Source organism: Xanthomonas sp. WHRI 1810A (assembly GCF_040202885.1).
GTDB lineage: Bacteria > Pseudomonadota > Gammaproteobacteria > Pseudomonadales > Pseudomonadaceae > Aquipseudomonas.
In genome coordinates this window covers 1-19,528 of the sequence record NZ_JBEGED010000015.1, presented here as the reverse complement: position 1 = coordinate 19,528, position 19,528 = coordinate 1, and the positions used below count along the sequence as shown (strand labels likewise).

General features: G+C 63.3%; 16 protein-coding genes. 8 read left to right on the top strand and 8 right to left on the bottom strand.

What is annotated here, in order from left to right; all coding sequences use genetic code 11:
- The first annotated feature begins 167 nt into the window (after nucleotides 1-167).
- The 3 genes from ABQX22_RS20350 to ABQX22_RS20340 all read left to right on the top strand — a co-directional run bounded on the left by ABQX22_RS20350 (nucleotide 168) and on the right by ABQX22_RS20340 (nucleotide 3,009).
- Nucleotides 168-935, top strand: a complete 768-nt coding sequence (locus ABQX22_RS20350; protein ID WP_349801652.1) for an SDR family NAD(P)-dependent oxidoreductase — start codon at nucleotides 168-170, stop codon at nucleotides 933-935.
- A 39-nt stretch (nucleotides 936-974) separates the two neighbouring features.
- On the top strand, nucleotides 975-2,153 hold the full coding sequence (locus ABQX22_RS20345) for an acetyl-CoA C-acyltransferase (protein ID WP_349801777.1): 1,179 nt from the start codon (nucleotides 975-977) through the stop codon (nucleotides 2,151-2,153).
- Between the two features lie 82 nt (nucleotides 2,154-2,235).
- Entirely contained in the window at nucleotides 2,236-3,009 is a 774-nt protein-coding gene (locus ABQX22_RS20340; RefSeq protein ID WP_349801651.1) for an enoyl-CoA hydratase, read from the top strand.
- On the opposite strand, the gene ABQX22_RS20335 is transcribed toward ABQX22_RS20340, so the two are convergent.
- Nucleotides 2,996-4,534, bottom strand: coding sequence for a type VI secretion system Vgr family protein (locus tag ABQX22_RS20335; RefSeq protein WP_349801650.1), 1,539 nt, complete (start codon nucleotides 4,532-4,534; stop codon nucleotides 2,996-2,998). The genes ABQX22_RS20340 and ABQX22_RS20335 overlap by 14 nt on opposite strands.
- 343 nt (nucleotides 4,535-4,877) lie before the next feature.
- Between ABQX22_RS20335 and ABQX22_RS20330 the strand changes: the two genes are divergently transcribed.
- The gene (locus ABQX22_RS20330) at nucleotides 4,878-5,582 is read left to right on the top strand and encodes a YebC/PmpR family DNA-binding transcriptional regulator (RefSeq protein ID WP_349801649.1); all 705 of its coding nucleotides are present in this window, start codon (nucleotides 4,878-4,880) and stop codon (nucleotides 5,580-5,582) included.
- A gap of 113 nt (nucleotides 5,583-5,695) precedes the next feature.
- On the opposite strand, the gene ABQX22_RS20325 is transcribed toward ABQX22_RS20330, so the two are convergent.
- Nucleotides 5,696-7,000 carry a leucine-rich repeat-containing protein kinase family protein gene (locus ABQX22_RS20325; RefSeq protein ID WP_349801648.1) on the bottom strand — a complete coding sequence of 435 codons (1,305 nt, stop codon included), beginning with the start codon at nucleotides 6,998-7,000 and terminating at the stop codon, nucleotides 5,696-5,698.
- A 51-nt stretch (nucleotides 7,001-7,051) separates the two neighbouring features.
- The gene (locus tag ABQX22_RS20320) at nucleotides 7,052-7,630 is read right to left on the bottom strand and encodes a TetR/AcrR family transcriptional regulator (protein ID WP_349801647.1); all 579 of its coding nucleotides are present in this window, start codon (nucleotides 7,628-7,630) and stop codon (nucleotides 7,052-7,054) included.
- A gap of 105 nt (nucleotides 7,631-7,735) precedes the next feature.
- On the opposite strand from ABQX22_RS20320, the gene ABQX22_RS20315 reads away from it, so the two are divergent.
- A complete protein-coding gene (locus ABQX22_RS20315; protein ID WP_349801646.1) occupies nucleotides 7,736-8,950 on the top strand; it encodes an MFS transporter in 1,215 nt (404 codons plus the stop codon).
- Nucleotides 8,951-9,071: 121 nt separating this feature from the next.
- On the opposite strand, the gene ABQX22_RS20310 is transcribed toward ABQX22_RS20315, so the two are convergent.
- A complete protein-coding gene (locus tag ABQX22_RS20310) occupies nucleotides 9,072-9,830 on the bottom strand; it encodes an anti-sigma factor family protein (RefSeq protein WP_349801645.1) in 759 nt (252 codons plus the stop codon).
- Nucleotides 9,827-10,339 (bottom strand): sigma-70 family RNA polymerase sigma factor, encoded by a 513-nt coding sequence (locus tag ABQX22_RS20305; protein WP_349801644.1) that lies wholly within the window; start codon nucleotides 10,337-10,339, stop codon nucleotides 9,827-9,829. Before ABQX22_RS20305 ends, ABQX22_RS20310 begins: the two co-directional genes overlap by 4 nt.
- A 175-nt stretch (nucleotides 10,340-10,514) precedes the next feature.
- Between ABQX22_RS20305 and ABQX22_RS20300 the strand changes: the two genes are divergently transcribed.
- Both ABQX22_RS20300 and ABQX22_RS20295 read left to right on the top strand, forming a co-directional pair.
- On the top strand, nucleotides 10,515-11,606 hold the full coding sequence (locus tag ABQX22_RS20300) for a catalase family peroxidase (RefSeq protein ID WP_349801643.1): 1,092 nt from the start codon (nucleotides 10,515-10,517) through the stop codon (nucleotides 11,604-11,606).
- Nucleotides 11,603-12,142, top strand: coding sequence for a cytochrome b (locus tag ABQX22_RS20295; protein ID WP_349801641.1), 540 nt, complete (start codon nucleotides 11,603-11,605; stop codon nucleotides 12,140-12,142). The genes ABQX22_RS20300 and ABQX22_RS20295 overlap by 4 nt, the downstream gene beginning before the upstream one ends.
- Before the next feature lie 687 nt (nucleotides 12,143-12,829).
- On the opposite strand, the gene ABQX22_RS20290 is transcribed toward ABQX22_RS20295, so the two are convergent.
- The 3 genes from ABQX22_RS20290 to ABQX22_RS20280 form a co-directional block, all read right to left on the bottom strand.
- Nucleotides 12,830-13,972: a M14 family metallopeptidase gene (locus tag ABQX22_RS20290; RefSeq protein WP_349801640.1), complete on the bottom strand. Its 1,143-nt coding sequence runs from the start codon at nucleotides 13,970-13,972 to the stop codon at nucleotides 12,830-12,832.
- 172 nt (nucleotides 13,973-14,144) lie between these two features.
- On the bottom strand, nucleotides 14,145-14,693 hold the full coding sequence (locus ABQX22_RS20285; RefSeq protein ID WP_349801639.1) for a sigma factor-like helix-turn-helix DNA-binding protein: 549 nt from the start codon (nucleotides 14,691-14,693) through the stop codon (nucleotides 14,145-14,147).
- 501 nt (nucleotides 14,694-15,194) lie between these two features.
- Entirely contained in the window at nucleotides 15,195-15,662 is a 468-nt protein-coding gene (locus ABQX22_RS20280) for an Lrp/AsnC family transcriptional regulator (protein ID WP_349801638.1), read from the bottom strand.
- Nucleotides 15,663-15,872: 210 nt separating this feature from the next.
- On the opposite strand from ABQX22_RS20280, the gene ABQX22_RS20275 reads away from it, so the two are divergent.
- Nucleotides 15,873-19,355, top strand: a complete 3,483-nt coding sequence (locus tag ABQX22_RS20275) for an indolepyruvate ferredoxin oxidoreductase family protein (RefSeq protein ID WP_349801637.1) — start codon at nucleotides 15,873-15,875, stop codon at nucleotides 19,353-19,355.
- Nucleotides 19,356-19,528: the final 173 nt, after the last annotated feature.

The following is a 19,528-nucleotide window of genomic DNA, read 5'->3' as shown; positions in this document are numbered from 1 at the left end:
ACACACCGCAAGCGCCTGGTTTGATGACTGCTGCGCAGCCAATCGCGGGACAAGCCACGCTCCCACGGCCTGCGGCCAGCATCAAAAGCCTGTGCGCACTATTGCCCCCGACGACCGCAGGGCGGAGTATTTGCCTACTCCAACAATAAAAGTCGAAGGCAGACACCATGCAGATCGAAGGAAAGGTATTTCTGGTCAGTGGCGGCGCGTCCGGGCTGGGGGCGGCGACGGCGCAGATGCTGGTCGTGGCGGGGGCCAGGGTCATGCTGGTCGACCTCAATGCCGATGCGGTTCAGGCCCAGGCGCTACGACTCGGCAGCAACGCCCGCGCCAGCGTGGCCGACGTGACCCAGGAAGCCGCGGCCCAGGCGGCGGTCGCCAGCGCGGTCAGTGAATTCGGCCAGTTGCACGGCTTGGTCAATTGCGCCGGTATCGTCGGTGCCGAAAAAATCCTCGGCAAGGACGGCCCCCACGGTTTCGACAGTTTCAGCCGGGTCATCGGCGTCAACCTGATCGGCAGCTTCAACCTGTTGCGTCTCGCTGCCGCCGCCATCGCCGAAAGCACGCCGGACGACAGCGGTGAGCGCGGCGTGATCATCAACACCGCCTCGGTGGCGGCCTATGACGGCCAGATCGGCCAGGCGGCCTACGCCGCGTCCAAAGGCGCCATCGTCAGCCTGACCCTGCCTGCCGCCCGCGAGCTGGCACGCGTTGGCATCCGGGTCATGACCATCGCCCCGGGCATTTTCGAAACCCCGATGATGGCGGGCATGACGCCCCAGGTCCGCGAAGGGCTGGCGGCTGGCGTTCCATTCCCGCCGCGTTTGGGCAAACCGGACGAATACGCCGCACTGGTCCGTCACATCATCGAAAACAGCATGCTCAACGGCGAGGTCATCCGTCTGGATGGCGCGCTGCGCATGGCTGCCCGTTAAGAGGAGCCACGCATGTCTTCTAACCCATCATCCCGTTCCATGGACCCGGTCGTGATCGTCAGCGCGGTGCGCACCCCCATGGGCGGGTTTCAGGGCGATCTCAAAACCCTCACCGCGCCGCAACTGGGCGCGGCGGCCATTCGCGCCGCCGTGGAGCGTGCGGGCCTTGGGCCGGCGGATATCGATGAAGTGCTGTTTGGTTGCGTGCTGCCCGCCGGGCTCGGCCAGGCCCCTGCGCGTCAGGCGGCGCTGGGGGCGGGGCTGAGCAACGGGACGCTGTGCACGACCCTGAACAAGATGTGCGGCTCCGGCATGCAGGCCGCCATCCTCGGCCACGACGTGTTGTTGGCCGGCAGTGCCGAGGTGGTGGTGGCTGGCGGTATGGAAAGCATGTCCAACGCGCCGTATCTGCTGGACAAAGCCCGCAGCGGCCAGCGCATGGGCCACGGCCAGATCCTGGACCACATGTTTCTGGACGGGCTGGAAGACGCTTACGAGCGCGGCCGTCTGATGGGCACCTTCGCTGAAGACTGTGCGTCGCGCGAAGGCATCAGCCGTGAAGCGCAGGACGCGTTCGCCGTGACTTCCCTGCTGCGTGCGCAAGACGCTATTCGGGAAGGGCGCTTCGAGGCGGAAATCGTGCCGCTGCAGGTCACCGAGGGCAAAGAGCAGCGCACCGTGCTGCACGACGAGCAACCGCCCAAAGCGCGGATGGACAAAATTCCACAGTTGAAACCGGCGTTTCGCGCTGGAGGCACGGTCACTGCCGCCAACTCCAGTTCGATTTCGGACGGGGCGGCGGCGTTGATTCTGATGCGCCAGTCCGAAGCCGCGCTGCGAGGATTGACGCCCCTCGCAGTGATCCGTGGCCATGCCGCCTACGCCAACGAGCCAAGGTTGTTTCCCACCGCGCCCATCGGCGCCATCGAAGCGTTGATGCGCAGGACGGGGTGGCCGCTGGACGAAGTGGACCTGTTCGAGATCAACGAAGCGTTCGCGGTCGTGGCGCTGGCGGCCATGAACACGCTGCAGCTGCCCCCTGAAAAAGTAAACGTAAACGGCGGCGCCTGTGCCTTGGGCCACCCCATCGGTGCCTCGGGTGCGCGGATTCTGGTGACGCTGATCTCGGCGCTGAAGCAACGCGGTTTGAGCCGAGGCATCGCCGCTATCTGCATCGGCGGCGGGGAGGCCACCGCGATGGCCATCGAAGTCACCTAAGTTTTAGATATCAACGGCTTAAGACGTTTAACTAAAGTCGTTTATCGGTTTGATACCCAATTAATCATTTGGATAACTATCAATGAGTTACGAAACTATCCTGCTTGAGATTCGAGGTCGTGTAGCCCTGCTGACACTCAACCGTCCAGGTGCGTTGAATGCCCTGAACGCGCAACTGATCGGCGAGCTCAACCAGGCGCTGGACGAGATCGAGCGCAATCCCGACATCGGTTGCGTGGTCCTCACGGGGTCCGCCAAAGCCTTCGCGGCGGGGGCCGACATCAAGGAAATGGCGCAGCTCAACTACCCGCAGATCTACCTGGATGACCTGTTCAGCGAGAGCGATCGGGTGGCCGCGCGGCGCAAACCCATCATCGCTGCCGTGGCCGGGTTTGCCTTGGGCGGCGGCTGCGAGTTGGCGTTGATGTGCGATTTCATTCTGGCGGCGGACAACGCCCGATTCGGGCAACCGGAAATCAAACTCGGCGTGCTCCCCGGCATGGGCGGCACCCAGCGCCTGACCCGGGCCGTCGGCAAGGCCAAAGCCATGGAAATGTGCCTGACCGGGCGACTCATGGACGCAGCGGAGGCCGAGCGCGCTGGCCTGGTTTCCCGCATTGTGCCCCTGGACTCGCTCCTGGAAGAGGCCATAAGCGTCGCCACTTCAATCGCCGGGAAGTCCCTGCCGGTGACGATGATGGTCAAGGAAAGCGTCAATCGGGCCTTCGAAGTCAGTCTGGCCGAAGGGGTTCGCTTCGAACGTCGAGTGTTTCACGCAGCCTTCGCCACCGAGGATCAAAAAGAAGGCATGGCGGCGTTCATTGAAAAGCGCGAGCCGGTGTTCACCCATCGTTGAGGCTGGAAAAGGTCAGGCGGTCTGCGGTGATCTCGATCACGGCCCGGGCGGTGCGCAGGGTCAGCGGGTGATGGCTGGTGAGGTTCAGCCGTTCTTCGGGCGTCAGATGCAGGGGCGCGTCAGATTCACGGGGTAGCGAATCAAGCGGGCCGGCCTTGAGGGGCTCGGCCGTCTCGGGCGGCATCGCGGCGCAAATCACCGGCTGATCGGGGTCGTCATCAAAGAACGCCACGCTCACCGCCGTGCAGGTGGGCGGGAGGTCGACGGCGCTGCACAGCATGGCCCAACAGCCTTCACCGCCCTCATCGACGTTGGCTGACTGCCAGTCAAACCGCAGGTGCAGACGGCCGGCGACGTCATAGGCATGGGGCAAGGTCAGCGTGGCGGCGTGTCTCTCGGTGATCGCAGGCTTGGGGTGCAACAGCGACGGACGAAACGGCATGGCCCAGGGCAGCACGGCAAAGGTGTTCCGGTAATGGCGGGCCCTGGTTTGTCCGGCGCTGTCCTTCGGTGTGTGCCCGGACAGCAGCGACGGGCAGGTTTGGGGCCGATCCTCGCCCATGGCGCAGACAACTGCCGCGATGTCTTGTGGGCAGGCGCCTTTCAGTGCACCCAACTGCCGCCCTTCGTGGCGGATCTCGGTCAGCAGCCATTGGTCGTTCATCAAACGGTCGGGATGCTCGGTGACGCGCATGATCTGCCCGGTAACCAGCGCCGGGTGATCGCTGGCGCCCTTGATCAGCCGACGCTCGCAGCGCAGGCGTTCCAGGGTCCGCGCACTGGCCTGGGTGGACGGCATCGTGACACTTGACGTCTGGGTCATGAGCGACGACGGCTCGCGGGCGTGGCTGCTGTAGCTGGGGCGAAGGGCCAGATGCTCGGCGAAATGGTGGATGCCGAGCCGGCTGTGGTGCGGGTCGTCGCCCAGGACCGGTACCGCCCGTGAGGCCATCAGCTCCGGGAAGCTGGCCGGATCGTCCGCAAACACCAGCACATGCCCGTCGGCGCTGTGCTCGAAGCGAAAGCTGATGCCTTCTTCTTCGCACAGACGTTGCAGCAGGTGCAGGTCAGTTTCCTGGTATTGCACGCACAGGGCCCGCGCCGGATAGACGCCAGTGATGCGGTCGAAGTGGTAGGCGGGCGGGTGGAGGCCGTGATCGGCCAGTAAGCGGCTGATGATCTGCAGTACGTTCAGGCCGGTGAAGGTTCTGGCGGGGCGGGCGCTGGCCAGCCGCTGCAGGTCCGGCATCAGGCTGACGCGGTACAGGCTCAGGCCGTCGCCCGTGTGCACGCAGCGGGCCTCGCTGATCTGGCCGTGAATGCCGTGCGGCGCCAGACCGAAGGCCAGCCAGGCGCTGCATCCGCGCAGAGCGGCGCAATCGGATTCGGGGTGACGAACGATCAGGTCCACGTCGAACCGGTAGGGCTGGTTCAGCGCTTCGTGCCCGGTGAAGCGGATGACCTGCAGATCCATCTGGCTATCGTTGATCGCCAGTGTCATCGGCCCTTGCTCGTCGTCGCTCATCAGCGTGTTCTCTCACCTTGGAAATCGAGGTGCAGAGGTTACGGAATGCAACGGGCTCGCGTCTTCGCTCGCGGATATTTCGGAAACGGCCTACAACGGCTGTCCGCATGTCACGGCTGGCAAAGCGGCCCGCGTGACGAAACTTAACGGCGCGGGTTTGATCGACGGTGCGCGGCGAGGGGTTTCATCTGGCGTCATCGTGTATAAAATGCGCGGGCGCTGTGCAGTTGCCGCAGCGCCATCAAATACGTCACCCTTTTCAGCGCTTATCGTCACGCGAACGGCACGCCATGCCGAACGTCGAACCCTGACGACAAGACGCCACCGAAACAAGAGAGCAATCATGGGCGCACAGTGGAAGGTCAAGCACAGAGAAGCAGCAGCCAACGCCAAGGGGCGTATTTTCGGCAAGCTGTCCAAGGAAATCATGATTGCTGCGCGCTCCGGCGCTGACCCCGACATGAACGCACGCCTGCGACTGGTCGTGGAACAGGCGAAAAAGGCGTCCATGCCCCGTGAAACCCTCGAACGCGCCATCAAGAAAGGCGCCGGCCTGCTCGGCGAACACGTGCATTTCGAGAAGCTCACCTACGAAGGCTTCGCCCCGCACAAGGTGCCGGTGATCATTGAGTGCCTGACCGACAACATTAACCGCACTGTTTCTGAAATCCGCGTGCTGTTTCGCAAGGGCCAGTTGGGCGCCGCCGGTTCCGTGTCGTGGGATTTCCTGCACCAGGGCATGATCGAGGCAGTGCCGAGCACCCCGGACGCAGACCCCGACGAAGCGGCCATCGAAGCCGGCGCCCAGGAATGTGAACCGGGTGAAGAAGGCGCCACCCTGTTTTTCACCGACATCACCGACCTGGACGCCGTGTGCAAGGCGCTGCCGGATTTCGGCTTCACGGTGCAGTCCGCGCACATCGGCTACCGCCCGAAAAGCACAGTGGACGGCCTGACCGACGAACAGATGGCCGAAGTCGAAGCGTTCCTCGAGGCCATCGACGGGCACGATGACGTGCAGAATGTGTATGTGGGGTTGGCGGGCTAAGCACTACACCGCAAAACCCTGTAGGAGCTGACGAGCCCGAGCGAGGCTGCGATGTAATGTGCCTGACACACCGCAATCGCAGCCTTCGTCCCTCGGCAGCTCCTACAGTGACTTCAGCGCAGCGTCGAGATCGCCGACAACTGCTGCTCGATCTCGACAAACACCGGCCGCAAGGTCGCCGTCGGTTGAATGCATTGCTCCTGAAGCTCGATCAGCCGGCCTTGCAGGTCGGCGTCCATGCCGTCGCAGCGCTCGATCAATTCCCCCAGCAACAGCCCGAACGCCCGCACTTCCAGACGCTCAAGGCCCAGGCCGGTGGTGGCGTCCGGGTAGAACGACGCGGCGCCGAAATCCCCCAGCAGGCAATCGCCGTGCTCATTCCACAACACGTTGTGCGCGTACAGGTCGCCGTGGGTCAGGCCGTGGGCGTGCAGATGGGCGGTGGCGGCGGCAACACCGGCGGCAATCCGCACGGCAACCGCCGGGCTGAAACGCGTAGCGCCGTAGATGTCCCGGGTGCAACTTTGCAGGCTGGGCGGGCCGGCGAGGTTGATGAATTCGGGGGAAATCAGCTGCATCACCAGCCCGTCCACTTCGGCGGGATGGCCGTGGATCTGCCCTTCGACGGTGATCAGATTCGGGTGATTGCCCGCCGCGATGCACGCCGCCATTTCGTTGAGCGGCGACCCGTCGCTGGTCACGGCGCCCTTGTACAGCTTGACCGCGACCGGCTGCGGCGGGCGATCTTCATCGAACCACAGCGCCTGCTGAATCACCCCGGAAGCGCCTTGCCCCAGCACCTGCTCCAGCTGCAAATCCTGCCACGGGATCGGGTGGATCGGCGTGTCGTTGGGCGGCGATGACAACGGATTGCCGGCGCAGGCCAGCCAGGCCAGCGCGGGCATCTCCAACAGCCAGTCGGGCAACTGATGAATATGGTTGGCAGAGATGCGCAACAGCTCCAGCCGTGTGCACCGGGCCAGCGTCGCCGGCAACTGTCGCAGCCGGTTGCCGGCCATCATCAGTTTTTGCAGCGCTTCACAGTCGCCCAGCGCGTCGGGCAGCGACTCGATGCAGTTGTCGGTCAGGATCAACGACCGCAGCCGCGGCGGGAGCGCGGCGGCGGGCACCTCGCGGATGCGGCACGCCTTGAAACCCACCACCTGCAACTCTGGGCATTGGCCGATGCCTTCGGGCAGGCGGGTGAAGGGGTTGTTGGAGCAGAACAGGATCTTCAGGTGCTTGAGCCGGTGCAGATCGTCCGGCAGCTCGGTCAGCGCGTTGTTGCTCAGGTCGAGCATTTCCAGGGAATCACTGAGGGTGAAGATCTCCCGGGGGAATTCGGTCAGCCCGGCGGTCAGGTCCAGACGCTTGATGCCGGCCAGCTTGCCGGCGCGCAGGTCCGCGAGAGTGTGCATAAAAGTGATCACTGATGGCTGAAGGGGCCGGCCATCATAGCGGCTTGCAGGTCACGACGGCAGTGGCTGATCACTTGACGCTTCACTCAGGCAGCGGTCGAGCAACTGGTGCATGCGCTCAAGGCTGGGCGAAGTTTCGGCGTACAGGATGCGGTAGATCATCGGCGCCACCACCGCGTCGATCAGTTCCTCGGCACAGGGCGTGCGTTCGCCGCGCTCACGGGCCCGGTCGATCATGATCTGGAACTGATCGCGGACCATGTTGAAGCATTTGCCGGAGCACAGCGTCGCGCTGCTGGCCACCACGTCACGCATCATTTCCCGGCCCGGCTCTGAACTCATCTCATCCAGATAGACTTCGGTCCAGTTGCGCAGGTCGTCGCGCAGGTTGCCGCAATCGACCGGCTCGTCCGGGCGCAGCCGATCCACCGCGGCATCCGCCAGCAGGGCAGTGAGGTCGCCCCAGCGCCGGTAGATGGTCGACGGCGTTACGCCGGCACGCGCGGCAATGACCGGGACGCTGAGGGCCGAACGTTCTTGTTCGAGCAACAGGTCGCGCACGGCGGCGTAGATCGATGTTTGCACCCGGGCGCTGCGACCGCCGGTGCGGATGCCTTCTTTGATTGCCATGTGGCGGACCTTAACACAAAGTATTTGCTTTAAGCGGATTCAACTTGCACACTCGGTAAAGCTAAGTATTCGCTTTTATGCCGTGGTTTTTTGGAGAGTGTACCCGTGTCTCAATCTTTGCAGAACCGGAAAATCGACGGCCGGGACCGAGGGCATCTCGGTTTCCTCGCATTTGTGTTGCTGTGCTTCTTCGCCGCGTCCAGCACGCCCACGCCGCTTTATCACCTGTACCAGCAAAGCTGGGGCTTTTCGCCGGCGCTGTTGACCCTGATTTTTGCCGTGTACGCCCTCAGCCTGCTGGTGGCGTTGCTGGTGGTGGGTTCGCTGTCTGATTACCTCGGGCGGCGGCCGGTGATCTTTGCCGCGCTGGTGCTGGAAATCGTCGCGATGCTGCTGTTCATCGGCGCCCACGATGTCAGCTGGCTGCTGGCCGCGCGGATCCTGCAGGGATTTGCCACCGGGATGGCCACCAGTGCGCTGGGCGCCGCGCTGCTCGATACCGACCAGACCCAGGGCCCGCTGGTCAACAGCATCGCGCCGATGTTCGGCATGGCGGCGGGTGCGCTGGGGACCAGTGCCCTGGTGGAATTCGCGCCGCTGCCGTTGTCGTTGGCGTATTCGGTGTTGCTGACGGCGTTCATCGTCCAGGCCCTCTACGTGTGGCGTACCCAGGAAACGGTCACGCCGCAGCCGGGCGTCTGGGGTTCGCTGCGACCGTCGCTGCATGTGCCGCCGCAGGCGCGTGGCACGCTGTGGCTGGTGTTGCCGGCGGACATTGCGGCCTGGGCGCTGGGCGGGTTTTTCCTGTCGTTGACGCCGTCGTTGCTGGCGGCGGCCACCGGCTCCACGTCGGTGCTCAACGGCGGCTTCGCGGTGGCGGCGCTGACCATCAGCGGCGCCGTGGCGATCATGAACCTGCGCACCCGTGCGGCCGGTCTGGCGCTGTGGGTGGGCTGCAGCTTTCTGGCGGTGGGCGTGACCGTGATTCTGGCGGCCGTGAATCTGGGGCTGCTGTGGCTGTTTTTTGTCGGCACAGTGATTGCGGGCATCGGCTTTGGCTCAAGCTTTCTCGGTGCCCTGCGCTTGCTCCTGCCGCTGGCCCACGCCCATGAACGCGCCGGGCTGATGTCGGCGTTTTACGTGCTCAGTTACCTGGCATTCTGCGTACCGGCATTGATTGCCGGGCTGACGATCAAACGCGTGGGGTTGATTCCCACCACCAATGTCTACGGCGCGATCGTGGTGCTGCTGGCCCTGAGCGCGCTGGCGGGCCTGATGGTGCAGCGGGCGAGCAAGGCCCGGATGTTGAACGCCCGGTAGGCGCGGTGGGAGGACGCTTGCTCGCGATTGGATAGTCGGCGCCCGGAAGAGGTGGGAGATGTACCCACTTCATCGCGAGCAAGCTCCCTCCCACGGTTCTCCTCCGGGTCATTGCCGGACATCAGATCGGATGGCTCAACGCCTGGCGTGCCGCTTGCGCCGCCGGGTCATCCGCCGGGCCGACCATGGCGTAGTTGTACCCGCTGCCGGACCAGTAGTCGGCCTGCAGTTCGCCATCACGTCGGCTGCCACGGGGCAGCAGGTGATCGCGCTGGGCCGGCGGGCGAATGTAGAAACTCAGGGTGCGCCCGTCGGTGTCCTTGTACACCACCATGGCCGCCGCGCCCTGTTCGGTCGGGGTCAGGCGCCCGCTGACCGGTTTGAAACCCGCCGCTGCCAGGTCCGGCAGGCGATTGGCCTGGGCAAAGTTGGTGTCCAGCCAGCCCTGCACATCGCCGGTTTCAGTCGGACTCCAGTCACTGGCCATGCCGGCCTTGACCGCAAACATCCGGTACGCCTGCACCGCGTCCGCCATGGGCGCGACATTGCCCGCCAGGGTCATTTCCCGCGCCTGCCAGCCACTGAGGCCGCCGACACTCACGGCGATCAGCAACACGGCGGCGGCCGCGAAGTGCCGGGTGCGGTTGCGTTGCAGACGCTGGCGGATGAACGCCGGGTCCAGCTCCGGGTTGGGCGCACGGTGCAGCTCACCGCTCATCGCGGCGCGCAGGGTTTGGGCGTCCTGTTGCCAGGCCTTGACCTGTTGCGCCACCTCGGGATGGGCAGCCAGGTACGTGTCCATCGTCAAGCGGTCGGCCTCGTTGAGCTGGCCGTCGACGTAGGCGTGCAGATCGCGTTCGCTGGGGGGCAGGGTGATCATTTCAATATCCGCAGGGCAGGGGTGGTGATTTCGCCATCGCTGAGCAGGCGCAGGGCCTGACGCGCGCGAGACAGGCGGGACATGACAGTGCCCACCGGTACATCGAGAATTTCGGCGCATTCGTTATAGCTCAGGCCTTCGACCGAGACCCAGAGTAACAAGGCCCGTTGTTCGGTGTTAAGTCGCTCGAAAGCCTGTAGCGTTGAGCGGGCGACCACCGTGCGTTCCACCGACGGCTCGAAATGGTCGTCCTTGCCGCCGGTGAACAGCTCCAGCATGCGGCTGTAGCGACGGGACCGGCGATGGGCATCGAGAAATTGTCTATAAAGAATGGAGAACAGCCAGGCCCGGAGATCGCCTTCGGGGCGTTTGCTGCCCCAGGAGGACAGGGCTTTTTCCAGGCTCGATTGCACCAGGTCATCCGCACTGCTGGGGTCGCGGGTCAGGGACACTGCAAACCGGCGCATGCGCGGCAACAGTTCTCTGAGTTGTTCGTCTAGAGTGTTCATGGGCGGGTTTCCAGGTCATCCAGCAAGATGATTCAAATCGTATGACCAGAGAGACGCACGCCGTACACCGTTATTCCATGCCCCTAAAAATAAACATCAGCGCAGGGAATAGAAGTCCCGCAGGAACGTCCACCTTCATTACCGTGATGAGAGGCCAAAGGCCCGGAGTTTCCCTATGACTGAGCGTGAACCCCCGCAGCACTCCAGACCTCCCTTGAGTACACCGCAGATTTTAATTCGCCTGGCCGGGATCGGCGCCGTGGTGGTGGTGATCGCCGGCGCCTTCGCCTACATCAATGGCACCCTGGACCCGCAACGCCTGACGCCGGCGCGGGTGGTCGACACCTTCGAGCACAACAATGGCCTGTTTCCCGGCTATCGGCGCAATCACCCCAAGGGCACCTGCGTCGCCGGTTACTTCGACAGTAACGGCGCGGCGGCCGCGTTATCCAGCGCGCAAGTGTTCGGCACCGGGCGCACGCCGGTCATCGGGCGGTTCGCGCTGCCCACCGGCAATCCCAACTCCCCGGACAACGCCGCGCCGATCCGCAGCCTGGCGTTGCAGTTCACCCAACCCAATGGCCAGCAGTGGCGCACCGGGGTGAACAGTATGCCGCTGTTTCCGGTGGGCACGCCGGCGGCGTTCATCGATCTGCAGAACGCCACCGCCGCCGATCCCAAGACTGGCAAGCCCGACCCGGCCAAACCGCCGGCGTTCTTTGCCGCGCACCCTGAGACCGCGCCGTTTCTGGCCTGGGTCAAGACCGCGAAACCGTCGGCCAGCTACGTGACGGAAACCTACAACTCGATCAACGCGTTCGTGCTGGTCGCGGCCGATGGCAAACGTCAGGCCGTGCGTTGGAGCGTGGTGCCGCAGAATCAGGATTCACTCCAGGCGCCGACGCCGCAGGACAAGGACTTTCTGGAAAAGGACCTGACCGAAAAACTCGCCGCCGGCCCGCAGCGGTTCAGCCTGGTGCTGACCCTGGCCAATCCGGGCGATCCCGTCAACGACGCCAGCAAAGCCTGGCCGGCTGACCGCAAGACGGTAGATGCCGGGACGCTGGTGCTGAACAAAAGCAACCCGCAACTAAGCGGCGATTGCCGTGACATCAACTACGACCCGCTGGTCCTGCCCAGCGGCATCGAAGGCTCGGACGATCCCTTGCTGGCGGCGCGGTCTGCGGCCTATGCGGCGTCCTACGAACGTCGCACCCGTGAAGTGAATCAGCTCAGCGCCGCACCGGCACAGGAGAAGCAACCATGAGTGCTCCAACGTCTCATTTCGCACCGCTGGCGCGTCTGCTGCACTGGGTCATGGCGTTGATGGTGATCGCCATGCTGTTCATCGGCGCGGGCATGGTGGCCTCGATATCCGAACGCCACGAATGGCTGCTGAACCTGCACAAGCCCCTGGGCATCGCGATTCTGGTGTTGGTGATCGTCCGGTTGATCGTGCGCTTTTTGACCAAAACCCCGCCGTTGCCTGCCGATTTGCCTGCCTGGCAAGCGTTGGCGGCCAAGCTGTCGCATTACGTGCTGTACGCGCTGATGCTGGCGATGCCGTTGATTGGCTGGGCGATGATTTCGGCCGCCGGTGATCCGGTAATGCTGGGCGAAAGCGTGCGCTTGCCGTCCATCGTCGCTGCCGACGCGCAAACCTTCGCCTGGCTGCGCGGCGCGCACCAGTACCTGGCGTACCTGTTTTTCCTGACGATACTCGCCCACCTCGCCGCCGCGCTGTTTCATGGCTGGATTCGGCGGGATGAGGTGTTGGGGAGCATGTTGCGGGGGCGGGACTAATCCCTGAACCGGACACGGAATGTGTAGGAGATTCTATGGTTGGAAACAACGTCTTTTATGCCCGTTTAGTGACGTACTCTTCCTGATTTTTCATCAGGGAGAATGCAACGCGGGCCAGCTTGCGGGACAGGATTAACAGCGCTTTAGTGCTCGCTTTGCCTTTGTTCAGATAATACGGAGCGTCAGATTTTACGACCGGTTCCCGGCCGATCGCTGGCAAGCCAAGCTCCCACGCCCTCCGGGCAAAAGCGGAACGACGCGCGTTTGGGCTTTTGATTCTGGCCGAAGGCCGTGGGAGCTGGCCGGGCGGCGTTCCGTTTGCCTGCGATCTGGCGCGCAGCGGCAGCAAAAACCTGCCGATGCGGTATCAATCGACACCACGGTCGCCAGGTTTCAGGGGCGCTTCTGATCGTGCCCACGCTCCGCGTGGGCATGCATCCAAAGACGCTCCGCGTCCCGGGTGTGACGCGGAGCGTCGAGGGAGGCGTTACCACGCGGAGCGTGGGAACGATCATCTGTTCCCGGCCCGATGAACCGCTTCTGCCGAAGGCGTGGGAGCTGCCGAGGCACGAGGCTGCGATTGCGGTGTGTCATACGACAACAATGTCGACCGAAACACCGATTCGCAGCCTTCGTGCCTCGTCAGCTCCTACAGTTAACCGTGTTGTTGCGTGATACCTGCTCTAATCAACGCAGCACTGAAACCATCTGCGCCAAGGTCGTCAACACATCCTTGGCCAGTTGTTTGGAGCGCTCGCCCGACCAGCCGGTGACCGGGTTCGGCGCGTCGTCGTTGTCTTTGAACGGCATTTCCAGGGTCAGGGCCAGGCATTTGTAGCGCTCGCCGGTGCTGTTGCAGGCCAGGTTCATGTTGGCTCTGCCCGGCGCAGACCGCGGGTAGCCGTAGCGCGTCTGGAAGTCCGGGGTGATGGCGCTCAACCGAGTGCGGAAGTCAGCCTCCAGCTCACTCTGTTTGGCGGTGTAGCCGGGATTGCCCTCGCAGGCGGCGGTAAAGACGTAGGGGATTTCCTCGTCGCCGTGGACGTCGAGGAACATGTCCACGCCGTACTGTTCCATCTGTTGTTTGACGAAGAACACCTCCGGGCTGAGTGCCGGGGTGGTGTCCTGCCAGGCGCGGTTGAGGTCCTTGCCCTGAGCGTTGGTGCGCAAATGCCCATGGAACGAGCCGTCCGGGTTCATGTGCGGCACCAGGTACAGGTCAGCCTGTTCCAGCAGCCCGGCCAGTTCGGCGTCGTTCTGTTGCAGGCGCTCGATCACGCCCTCCATGAACCATTCGGCCATGTGCTCGCCCGGGTGCTGCTGGGCAATGATCCAGAGGCTGCGTTTGCCGGGGGCGCCGTTGCCCGCGCGCAGCAGCGGAATCTCTCGGCCTTCGACGCTTTTACCGGTCGCGAGCAGTTCCACACCGCTGATGGAAAGCGCCTGATCAATCAGCCAGTCATGGCGTTCACGGCTGTAGGGCTCGAAATAGGCGAACCACATCTGTGGCGCCTCCGGGGTGAACGGGACGTTCAGCGACTTGCCGTCGAAGGTGCTGGGCACGCGGAACCAGGTTTTCTGGTCGTAGGACGCGGCGGCGTTGTAGCCGGTCCAGGCGCGGTTGTAGCTGGATTCACTGGCGTTGGTCAGGCTGAAGCCATGAGGCTGGCCCACCTGCATGCCGTCGACTTTGAAGTGGAACCACTGCAAGTGCGGGCTTTGGGTGTCGGGGCGGATGGCCAGCTGGAGGTGTTGCGGGTTACTTGCATCGACCACGGCAATATTGCCGCTGTCGAAATCAGCACGGATGGAAAGCGAGGTCTGGGTCACGGAAGGGTCCTGAATACAGTAATGCCAGGGTGTGCCGTCAGATCACAGCAGTGCTGGGGCGCACGCGGTGCCAAGGGCTGTTATGACACTTACTTTACACCGAACCCATTGCGGCGCCGCGACGTATTGTTCCGTAAAAGCGGCCATGGCCATGATTGACCGGGGAGGGGGCTTACAGCAGCGAAGACATCGCCTCGGCCGTGACCAGCACGCTGCACAGGAATGCCGTCAGCAGCAGCCATCCCAGGTACACGCGGCGTTTGCGACGGTGCCAGCCGCTGGCGCCCATAACGGCCGACGGCGCCTGGAGCCGACGCCACAGGGTTTCGGTGGTCTCGAACGCCTGGAGGTGGGACAGGTCGGCGTCGAGCCAGTGGCGAAACTCGATGCGCTGGCTGGCGGTCGCCTGGGGGCTTTGCAGGTGCACGTACCAGCGATGGGCCTGTGCGCCGACCGGGTCCACCAGGCTCTGGCCGTCGAGCTGATCGCGGCATTGTTCGAGCACGCGGACCATGGCGCGTTCCACCGCGGCGGGGCTGATGTCCAGCAGCAGCGCGATGTCGGCGTAGGGCACTTGATCGAGACGGCTGAGCAGGAAAACCTGCTGCGTGCGCCGGGGCAGTTTTTGAATGCGCCGACGCAGCTCGTCGCTTTCCTGGCTCAGCGGTGTATCCGGCTGCTGCGTGGGCGCGGTAAACAGTGAGGCGAATTGACCCGTCATAGTAATTTCACTCGCTGCGTCTGCATGTTCGTCCATTGAATGAGGCGTGGAGCATCGTCCGTGACACAGCTTCACACTAGGCGTTATGAGAGTCATTCTCAAGTGCTACGTGAAGATGGGGCGCTTATTGCAGAATGTGTCGTTTTTGACCTCGGATCGCCTTCAGTGCTTTAGATTCTTTTGCTATGATCCGCGCCATCGATACAGACCCCTCTTCATTAGCCTGAAGAAAGCAACACCTCGAACCTCGATGGCCGCAAAGGCCGCGCCAAAAAAAAAGACCCGGCCTATAGAGCCGGGTCAAAAACCGTGATTAGCCTGATGAGGAGATAATCCGGAAGCCGACCTAAGGCTTCTGGGTTATCGAGCCGATCTTGCGATCGGCTTGGTGCAATAGTAATCATTATCATTTGAGAGTCAAAGGTTTTTTTTCAGCTGCAAGCTTAAACCTGCAAGCGGCAAGCTGACTCGCGTGCGCTTTTAGCTTGCAGCTTGCCGCTGCTACTCAATCGGCAACTCCGTCGTGCGCTTCACTTCACTCATCGCGATATTGGAATGCGCCTCCTGCACATGGGGGCTTTGCAGCAGGTGATCGCGCAGGAATCGCTCGTAGCTGGCGATGTCTTGCACCACCACCTTGAGCAGGAAATCCATGTCCCCGGCCATGGTGTAGCACTCCAGCACCTCCGGGTAGCCAATGATCGCTTCCTCGAATTCCGTCAGGTAGCGGCGCCCGTGCCCCGACAGCTTGACGTCGACGAACACCGTCATGGTCAAGCCCAGCTTGGCCGGGTTGAGCAGCGCCACCGTGCGTTCGATGACGCCTTCTTCCTGCAGCCGATTGATGCGCCGCCAGCACGGCGATTGCGACAGCTCCACGCGTTCGGCGATCTGCGCGGCGGTGAGGTCGGCGTCGCGCTGCAGCAGGCGCAGAATCTTGCGGTCCACCAGACTTAATTTGACCTGCATGAATTCACCCTTTTTTATTATTTAATCGAAACAGGCATGCAGGATCTCAACAGATTTCCCCGCATTTAGAAAGAAAAAGCCCGTCGCTCGGGGGCACTATTTTAGCGGCAGGTGCCGGGTTCACCGTCCCGTCACTTGAGCAGCCCCGACGCCCACGTCCGCGCTGCTCGCCTCATTCAACACGCACGTATAAAAACAAGGAGTGCATGAATGTCTTTGGCCGATATCCGTCTGGACGACAAGTACCGCCTCGCGACCGGCAATCTGTACCTGACGGGCACCCAGGCGCTGACTCGCCTGCCCATGCTGCAAAAACAGCGCGACGAGGCCCGTGGCTTGAACACCGCAGGCTTCATTTCCGGTTACCGCGGCTCGCCCCTGGGCAATCTCGATAAAAGCCTGTGGGACGCCAAGGATTATCTTCAGCAAAACGCCATTCACTTCCAGCCCGGGGTCAACGAAGAGCTCGCGGCCACGGCAGTGTGGGGCAGCCAACAGGTCAATCTGTTTCCCCAGGGTAAGTACGACGGTGTGTTCGCGCTGTGGTACGGCAAGGGCCCGGGCGTTGACCGTTGCGGCGATGTGTTCAAGCACGGCAACTCGGCCGGCGTCTCGGAAAAGGGCGGCGTGCTGGTGCTGGCCGGTGACGACCACGGCTGCAAGTCCTCCACCATCGCCCACCAGAGCGAGCACGCGTTCATCGCCTCGATGATTCCGGTGCTCAACCCCAGCAACGTCCAGGAACTATTGGATTACGGCATCATCGGCTGGGAGCTGTCGCGCTACAGCGGGTGCTGGGTGGCGATGAAGACCATCGCCGAGAACGTCGATTCGTCAGCGGTGGTGGAAGTCGACCCGCTGCGCATCCAGATCCGGATTCCCGACGATTTCGAACTGCCCAAGGGCGGTCTGCACATCCGCTGGCCCGACCCGCCCCTGGCCCAGGAAGCGCGGCTTAACACCTACAAAATCTACGCCGCCCGCGCGTTCGCCTTGGCAAACAACCTCAACAAAGTGATGATCGACTCGCCCCAGCCGCGCCTGGGCATCATCACCACCGGCAAATCCTATCTGGACGTGCGCCAGGCCCTGGAAGAACTGGGCATCGACGAGGATTTGTGCGCCCAGGTCGGCATCCGCGTGCTGAAGGTCGGCATGAGCTGGCCGCTGGAACCGGTTTCGGTGCACGGCTTTGCCGAAGGCCTGGACGAGATTCTGGTGGTGGAGGAAAAACGCAGCGTCATCGAAGATCAACTGACCGGTCAGCTGTACAACTGGCCGGTGGATCGGCGCCCACGGGTGGTCGGCGAGTTCGACGAAGAAGGGCGCTCGTTGCTGCCCAACCTGGCTGAACTGACCCCGGCGATGATTGCCCGGGTGATCGCCAAACGTCTGGCCCCGATCTACAGCAGCCCGAAAATCGAAGCGCGCCTGCAATTTCTGCAGGACAAGGAGCAGGCCCTCGCCGCGCCGTTGTTCAACACCCAGCGCACCCCGCATTTCTGTTCCGGTTGCCCGCACAACACCTCGACCCGTGTGCCCGAAGGCAGTCGCGCCCTGGCGGGGATCGGCTGCCACTACATGACCATCTGGATGGACCGCGCCACCGAAACCTTCACTCAGATGGGCGGCGAGGGTGTGACCTGGATCGGTCAGGCGCCGTTCACGGAAACGCCCCATGTGTTCCAGAACCTGGGCGACGGCACCTACTTTCACTCCGGCCATCTGGCGGTCCGCGCGGCCGTCGCGGCCAAGGTCAACATCACCTACAAGATCCTCTACAACGACGCCGTGGCCATGACTGGCGGGCAGCCCATCGACGGGATCCTGCGGGTCGATCAACTGAGCCGGCAGGTGTTCAACGAAGGCGTGATGCGCATCGCACTGGTCTCGGAAGAGCCAGATAAATACCCCAGCCGCGAAGGCTTCGCGCCGATCACCACCTTCCACCACCGCCGCGATCTGGACGCCGTGCAGCGCGAGTTGCGTGAGTTCAAGGGCGTGTCGGTGATCATCTACGACCAGACTTGCGCCACCGAAAAGCGTCGCCGTCGCAAGCGCGGCAAGATGGCGGATCTGGACAAGCGCGCCGTGATCAACCCGGCGGTGTGCGAGGGCTGCGGTGACTGTGGGGTGAAATCCGGCTGCCTGTCGGTGCTGCCCAAGGAGACCGCCCAGGGCCGCAAACGGGAGATCGACCAGAACGCCTGCAACAAGGATTTCAGCTGCGTGGAGGGCTTCTGCCCCAGCTTCGTCACCGTCCATGGCGGCACCCTGCGCAAACCGCAACTGCCGCGGCAGGCCGCTGCGTTCGCTGCCTTGCCTGACCCGGTGCTGCCGGGGCTGGATCAGCCGTTCAACATCCTGCTCTCAGGCGTCGGTGGTACCGGCGTGACTACTGTCGGCGCGATGCTGGGTTACGCCGCCAACCTGGAAGGCAAGGGTTGCAGCGTGCTGGATCAGGCCGGTCTGGCACAGAAGTTCGGCCCGGTGGTCAGCCACATCCGCATCGCCGCGCGTCAATCTGACCTGTTTGCCGTGCGTATCGCCGCTGGCGAAGCCGATCTACTGTTGGGTTGTGACCTGCTGGTAGCGTCCGGCCCGGATGCCATTGCCAAGCTCAACAGCGGAAAGTCCCATGCGGTGATCAATAGCCAGCAGACCCCGACCGCCGAGTTCACCCGCAACCCGGACGCTGAATTCCCGGCCGAGGCCATGATGCAGACCCTGCGCGATGCGGTCGGCGCCGAGAAGACCCATTTCGTCCAGGCCACCGCATTGGCTACGCAACTGATGGGCGACAGCATCGCCAGCAACCTGTTCATGCTCGGCTTTGCGTACCAGGCCGGGCTGATCCCGCTGACCTCGGCCGCCATCGAAAAAGCCATCGAGCTCAACGGCGTGCAGGTCAATCTCAATCAGCAGGCCTTCCTCTGGGGGCGTCGTGCGGCCCATGACTTGCCTGCCGTGGAGGCGGCTGCGCGTGCCGGCGGTGTGCTGCCGGAAGAGTTGCCGGTTCAGGACCTGGAGCAGCGCTTGAAAAACAACGTGCGGCAGTTGACCGAGTACCAGAACAAGGCGTACGCCGACCGTTACCTGCGTCTGGTGAACCGGGTGCGAGAGGCCGAGAGCAAACTGTTCCCAGGGCAGCCACTGGCACTGACCGAGGCCGTTGCTTTCAGCTATTTCAAGCTGCTGGCCTACAAGGACGAGTACGAAGTCGCACGGCTGTACACCAACGGCGACTTCAAGCGTCAGCTCCAGGCGCAGTTCGAGGGCGATTACCGGATTGAGTTTCACCTGGCCCCGTCGTGGCTGGCCAAGCGTGACCCGAACAACGGCACGCCGCGCAAACGCAGTTTCGGGCCCTGGATGCTCAAGGCGTTCGAGGTGCTGGCGCGGTTCAAGTTTCTGCGCGGGACGGCGATCGATCCGTTTGGCCGCAGCGTCGAGCGGCAGCAGGAGCGGGCGCTTATCGGCCGCTATGAGGCCGACATCGAGCTGATCCTGGGCCATCTGAACGCCAGCAATCGCCACACCGCCCTGAGCCTGGCGCGGCTGCCGGAGAAGATTCGCGGCTACGGGCACGTCAAGGAAGCGGCGATGCACGCGGCGGCGTTGCAGGCAGAACGGATGCGCCAGAGCCTGATCAACGGGGAGGTGGTGTTGCCGTTGTATGAAGTGGCGGCCTGAAACGCGCCGCCTCTCCACATTGTAGGAGCGCGCTTGCCCGCGATTGCGATGTGTCAGTCAAATCGTCTTGCTGACACTCTGCTTCGCGGGCAAGCGCGCTCTCATCAAACAAGGGATTTGTTGTTGATTTTGAAGGCTCAACAACCTTGCTTCTGCCCGGAGGGCGTGGGAGT

Bases quoted from the DNA above. Each gene is read 5' to 3' on its own strand.
- ABQX22_RS20350 (WP_349801652.1), top strand. From the start codon at position 168: ATGCAGATCGAAGGAAAGGTATTTCTGGTCAGTGGCGGCGCGTCCGGG.
- ABQX22_RS20345 (WP_349801777.1), top strand. From the start codon at position 975: ATGGACCCGGTCGTGATCGTCAGCGCGGTGCGCACCCCCATGGGCGGG.
- ABQX22_RS20340 (WP_349801651.1), top strand. From the start codon at position 2,236: ATGAGTTACGAAACTATCCTGCTTGAGATTCGAGGTCGTGTAGCCCTG.
- ABQX22_RS20335 (WP_349801650.1), bottom strand. From the start codon at position 4,534: ATGAGCGACGACGAGCAAGGGCCGATGACACTGGCGATCAACGATAGC.
- ABQX22_RS20330 (WP_349801649.1), top strand. From the start codon at position 4,878: ATGGGCGCACAGTGGAAGGTCAAGCACAGAGAAGCAGCAGCCAACGCC.
- ABQX22_RS20325 (WP_349801648.1), bottom strand. From the start codon at position 7,000: ATGCACACTCTCGCGGACCTGCGCGCCGGCAAGCTGGCCGGCATCAAG.
- ABQX22_RS20320 (WP_349801647.1), bottom strand. From the start codon at position 7,630: ATGGCAATCAAAGAAGGCATCCGCACCGGCGGTCGCAGCGCCCGGGTG.
- ABQX22_RS20310 (WP_349801645.1), bottom strand. From the start codon at position 9,830: ATGATCACCCTGCCCCCCAGCGAACGCGATCTGCACGCCTACGTCGAC.
- ABQX22_RS20305 (WP_349801644.1), bottom strand. From the start codon at position 10,339: ATGAACACTCTAGACGAACAACTCAGAGAACTGTTGCCGCGCATGCGC.
- ABQX22_RS20300 (WP_349801643.1), top strand. From the start codon at position 10,515: ATGACTGAGCGTGAACCCCCGCAGCACTCCAGACCTCCCTTGAGTACA.
- ABQX22_RS20295 (WP_349801641.1), top strand. From the start codon at position 11,603: ATGAGTGCTCCAACGTCTCATTTCGCACCGCTGGCGCGTCTGCTGCAC.
- ABQX22_RS20285 (WP_349801639.1), bottom strand. From the start codon at position 14,693: ATGACGGGTCAATTCGCCTCACTGTTTACCGCGCCCACGCAGCAGCCG.
- ABQX22_RS20280 (WP_349801638.1), bottom strand. From the start codon at position 15,662: ATGCAGGTCAAATTAAGTCTGGTGGACCGCAAGATTCTGCGCCTGCTG.
- ABQX22_RS20275 (WP_349801637.1), top strand. From the start codon at position 15,873: ATGTCTTTGGCCGATATCCGTCTGGACGACAAGTACCGCCTCGCGACC.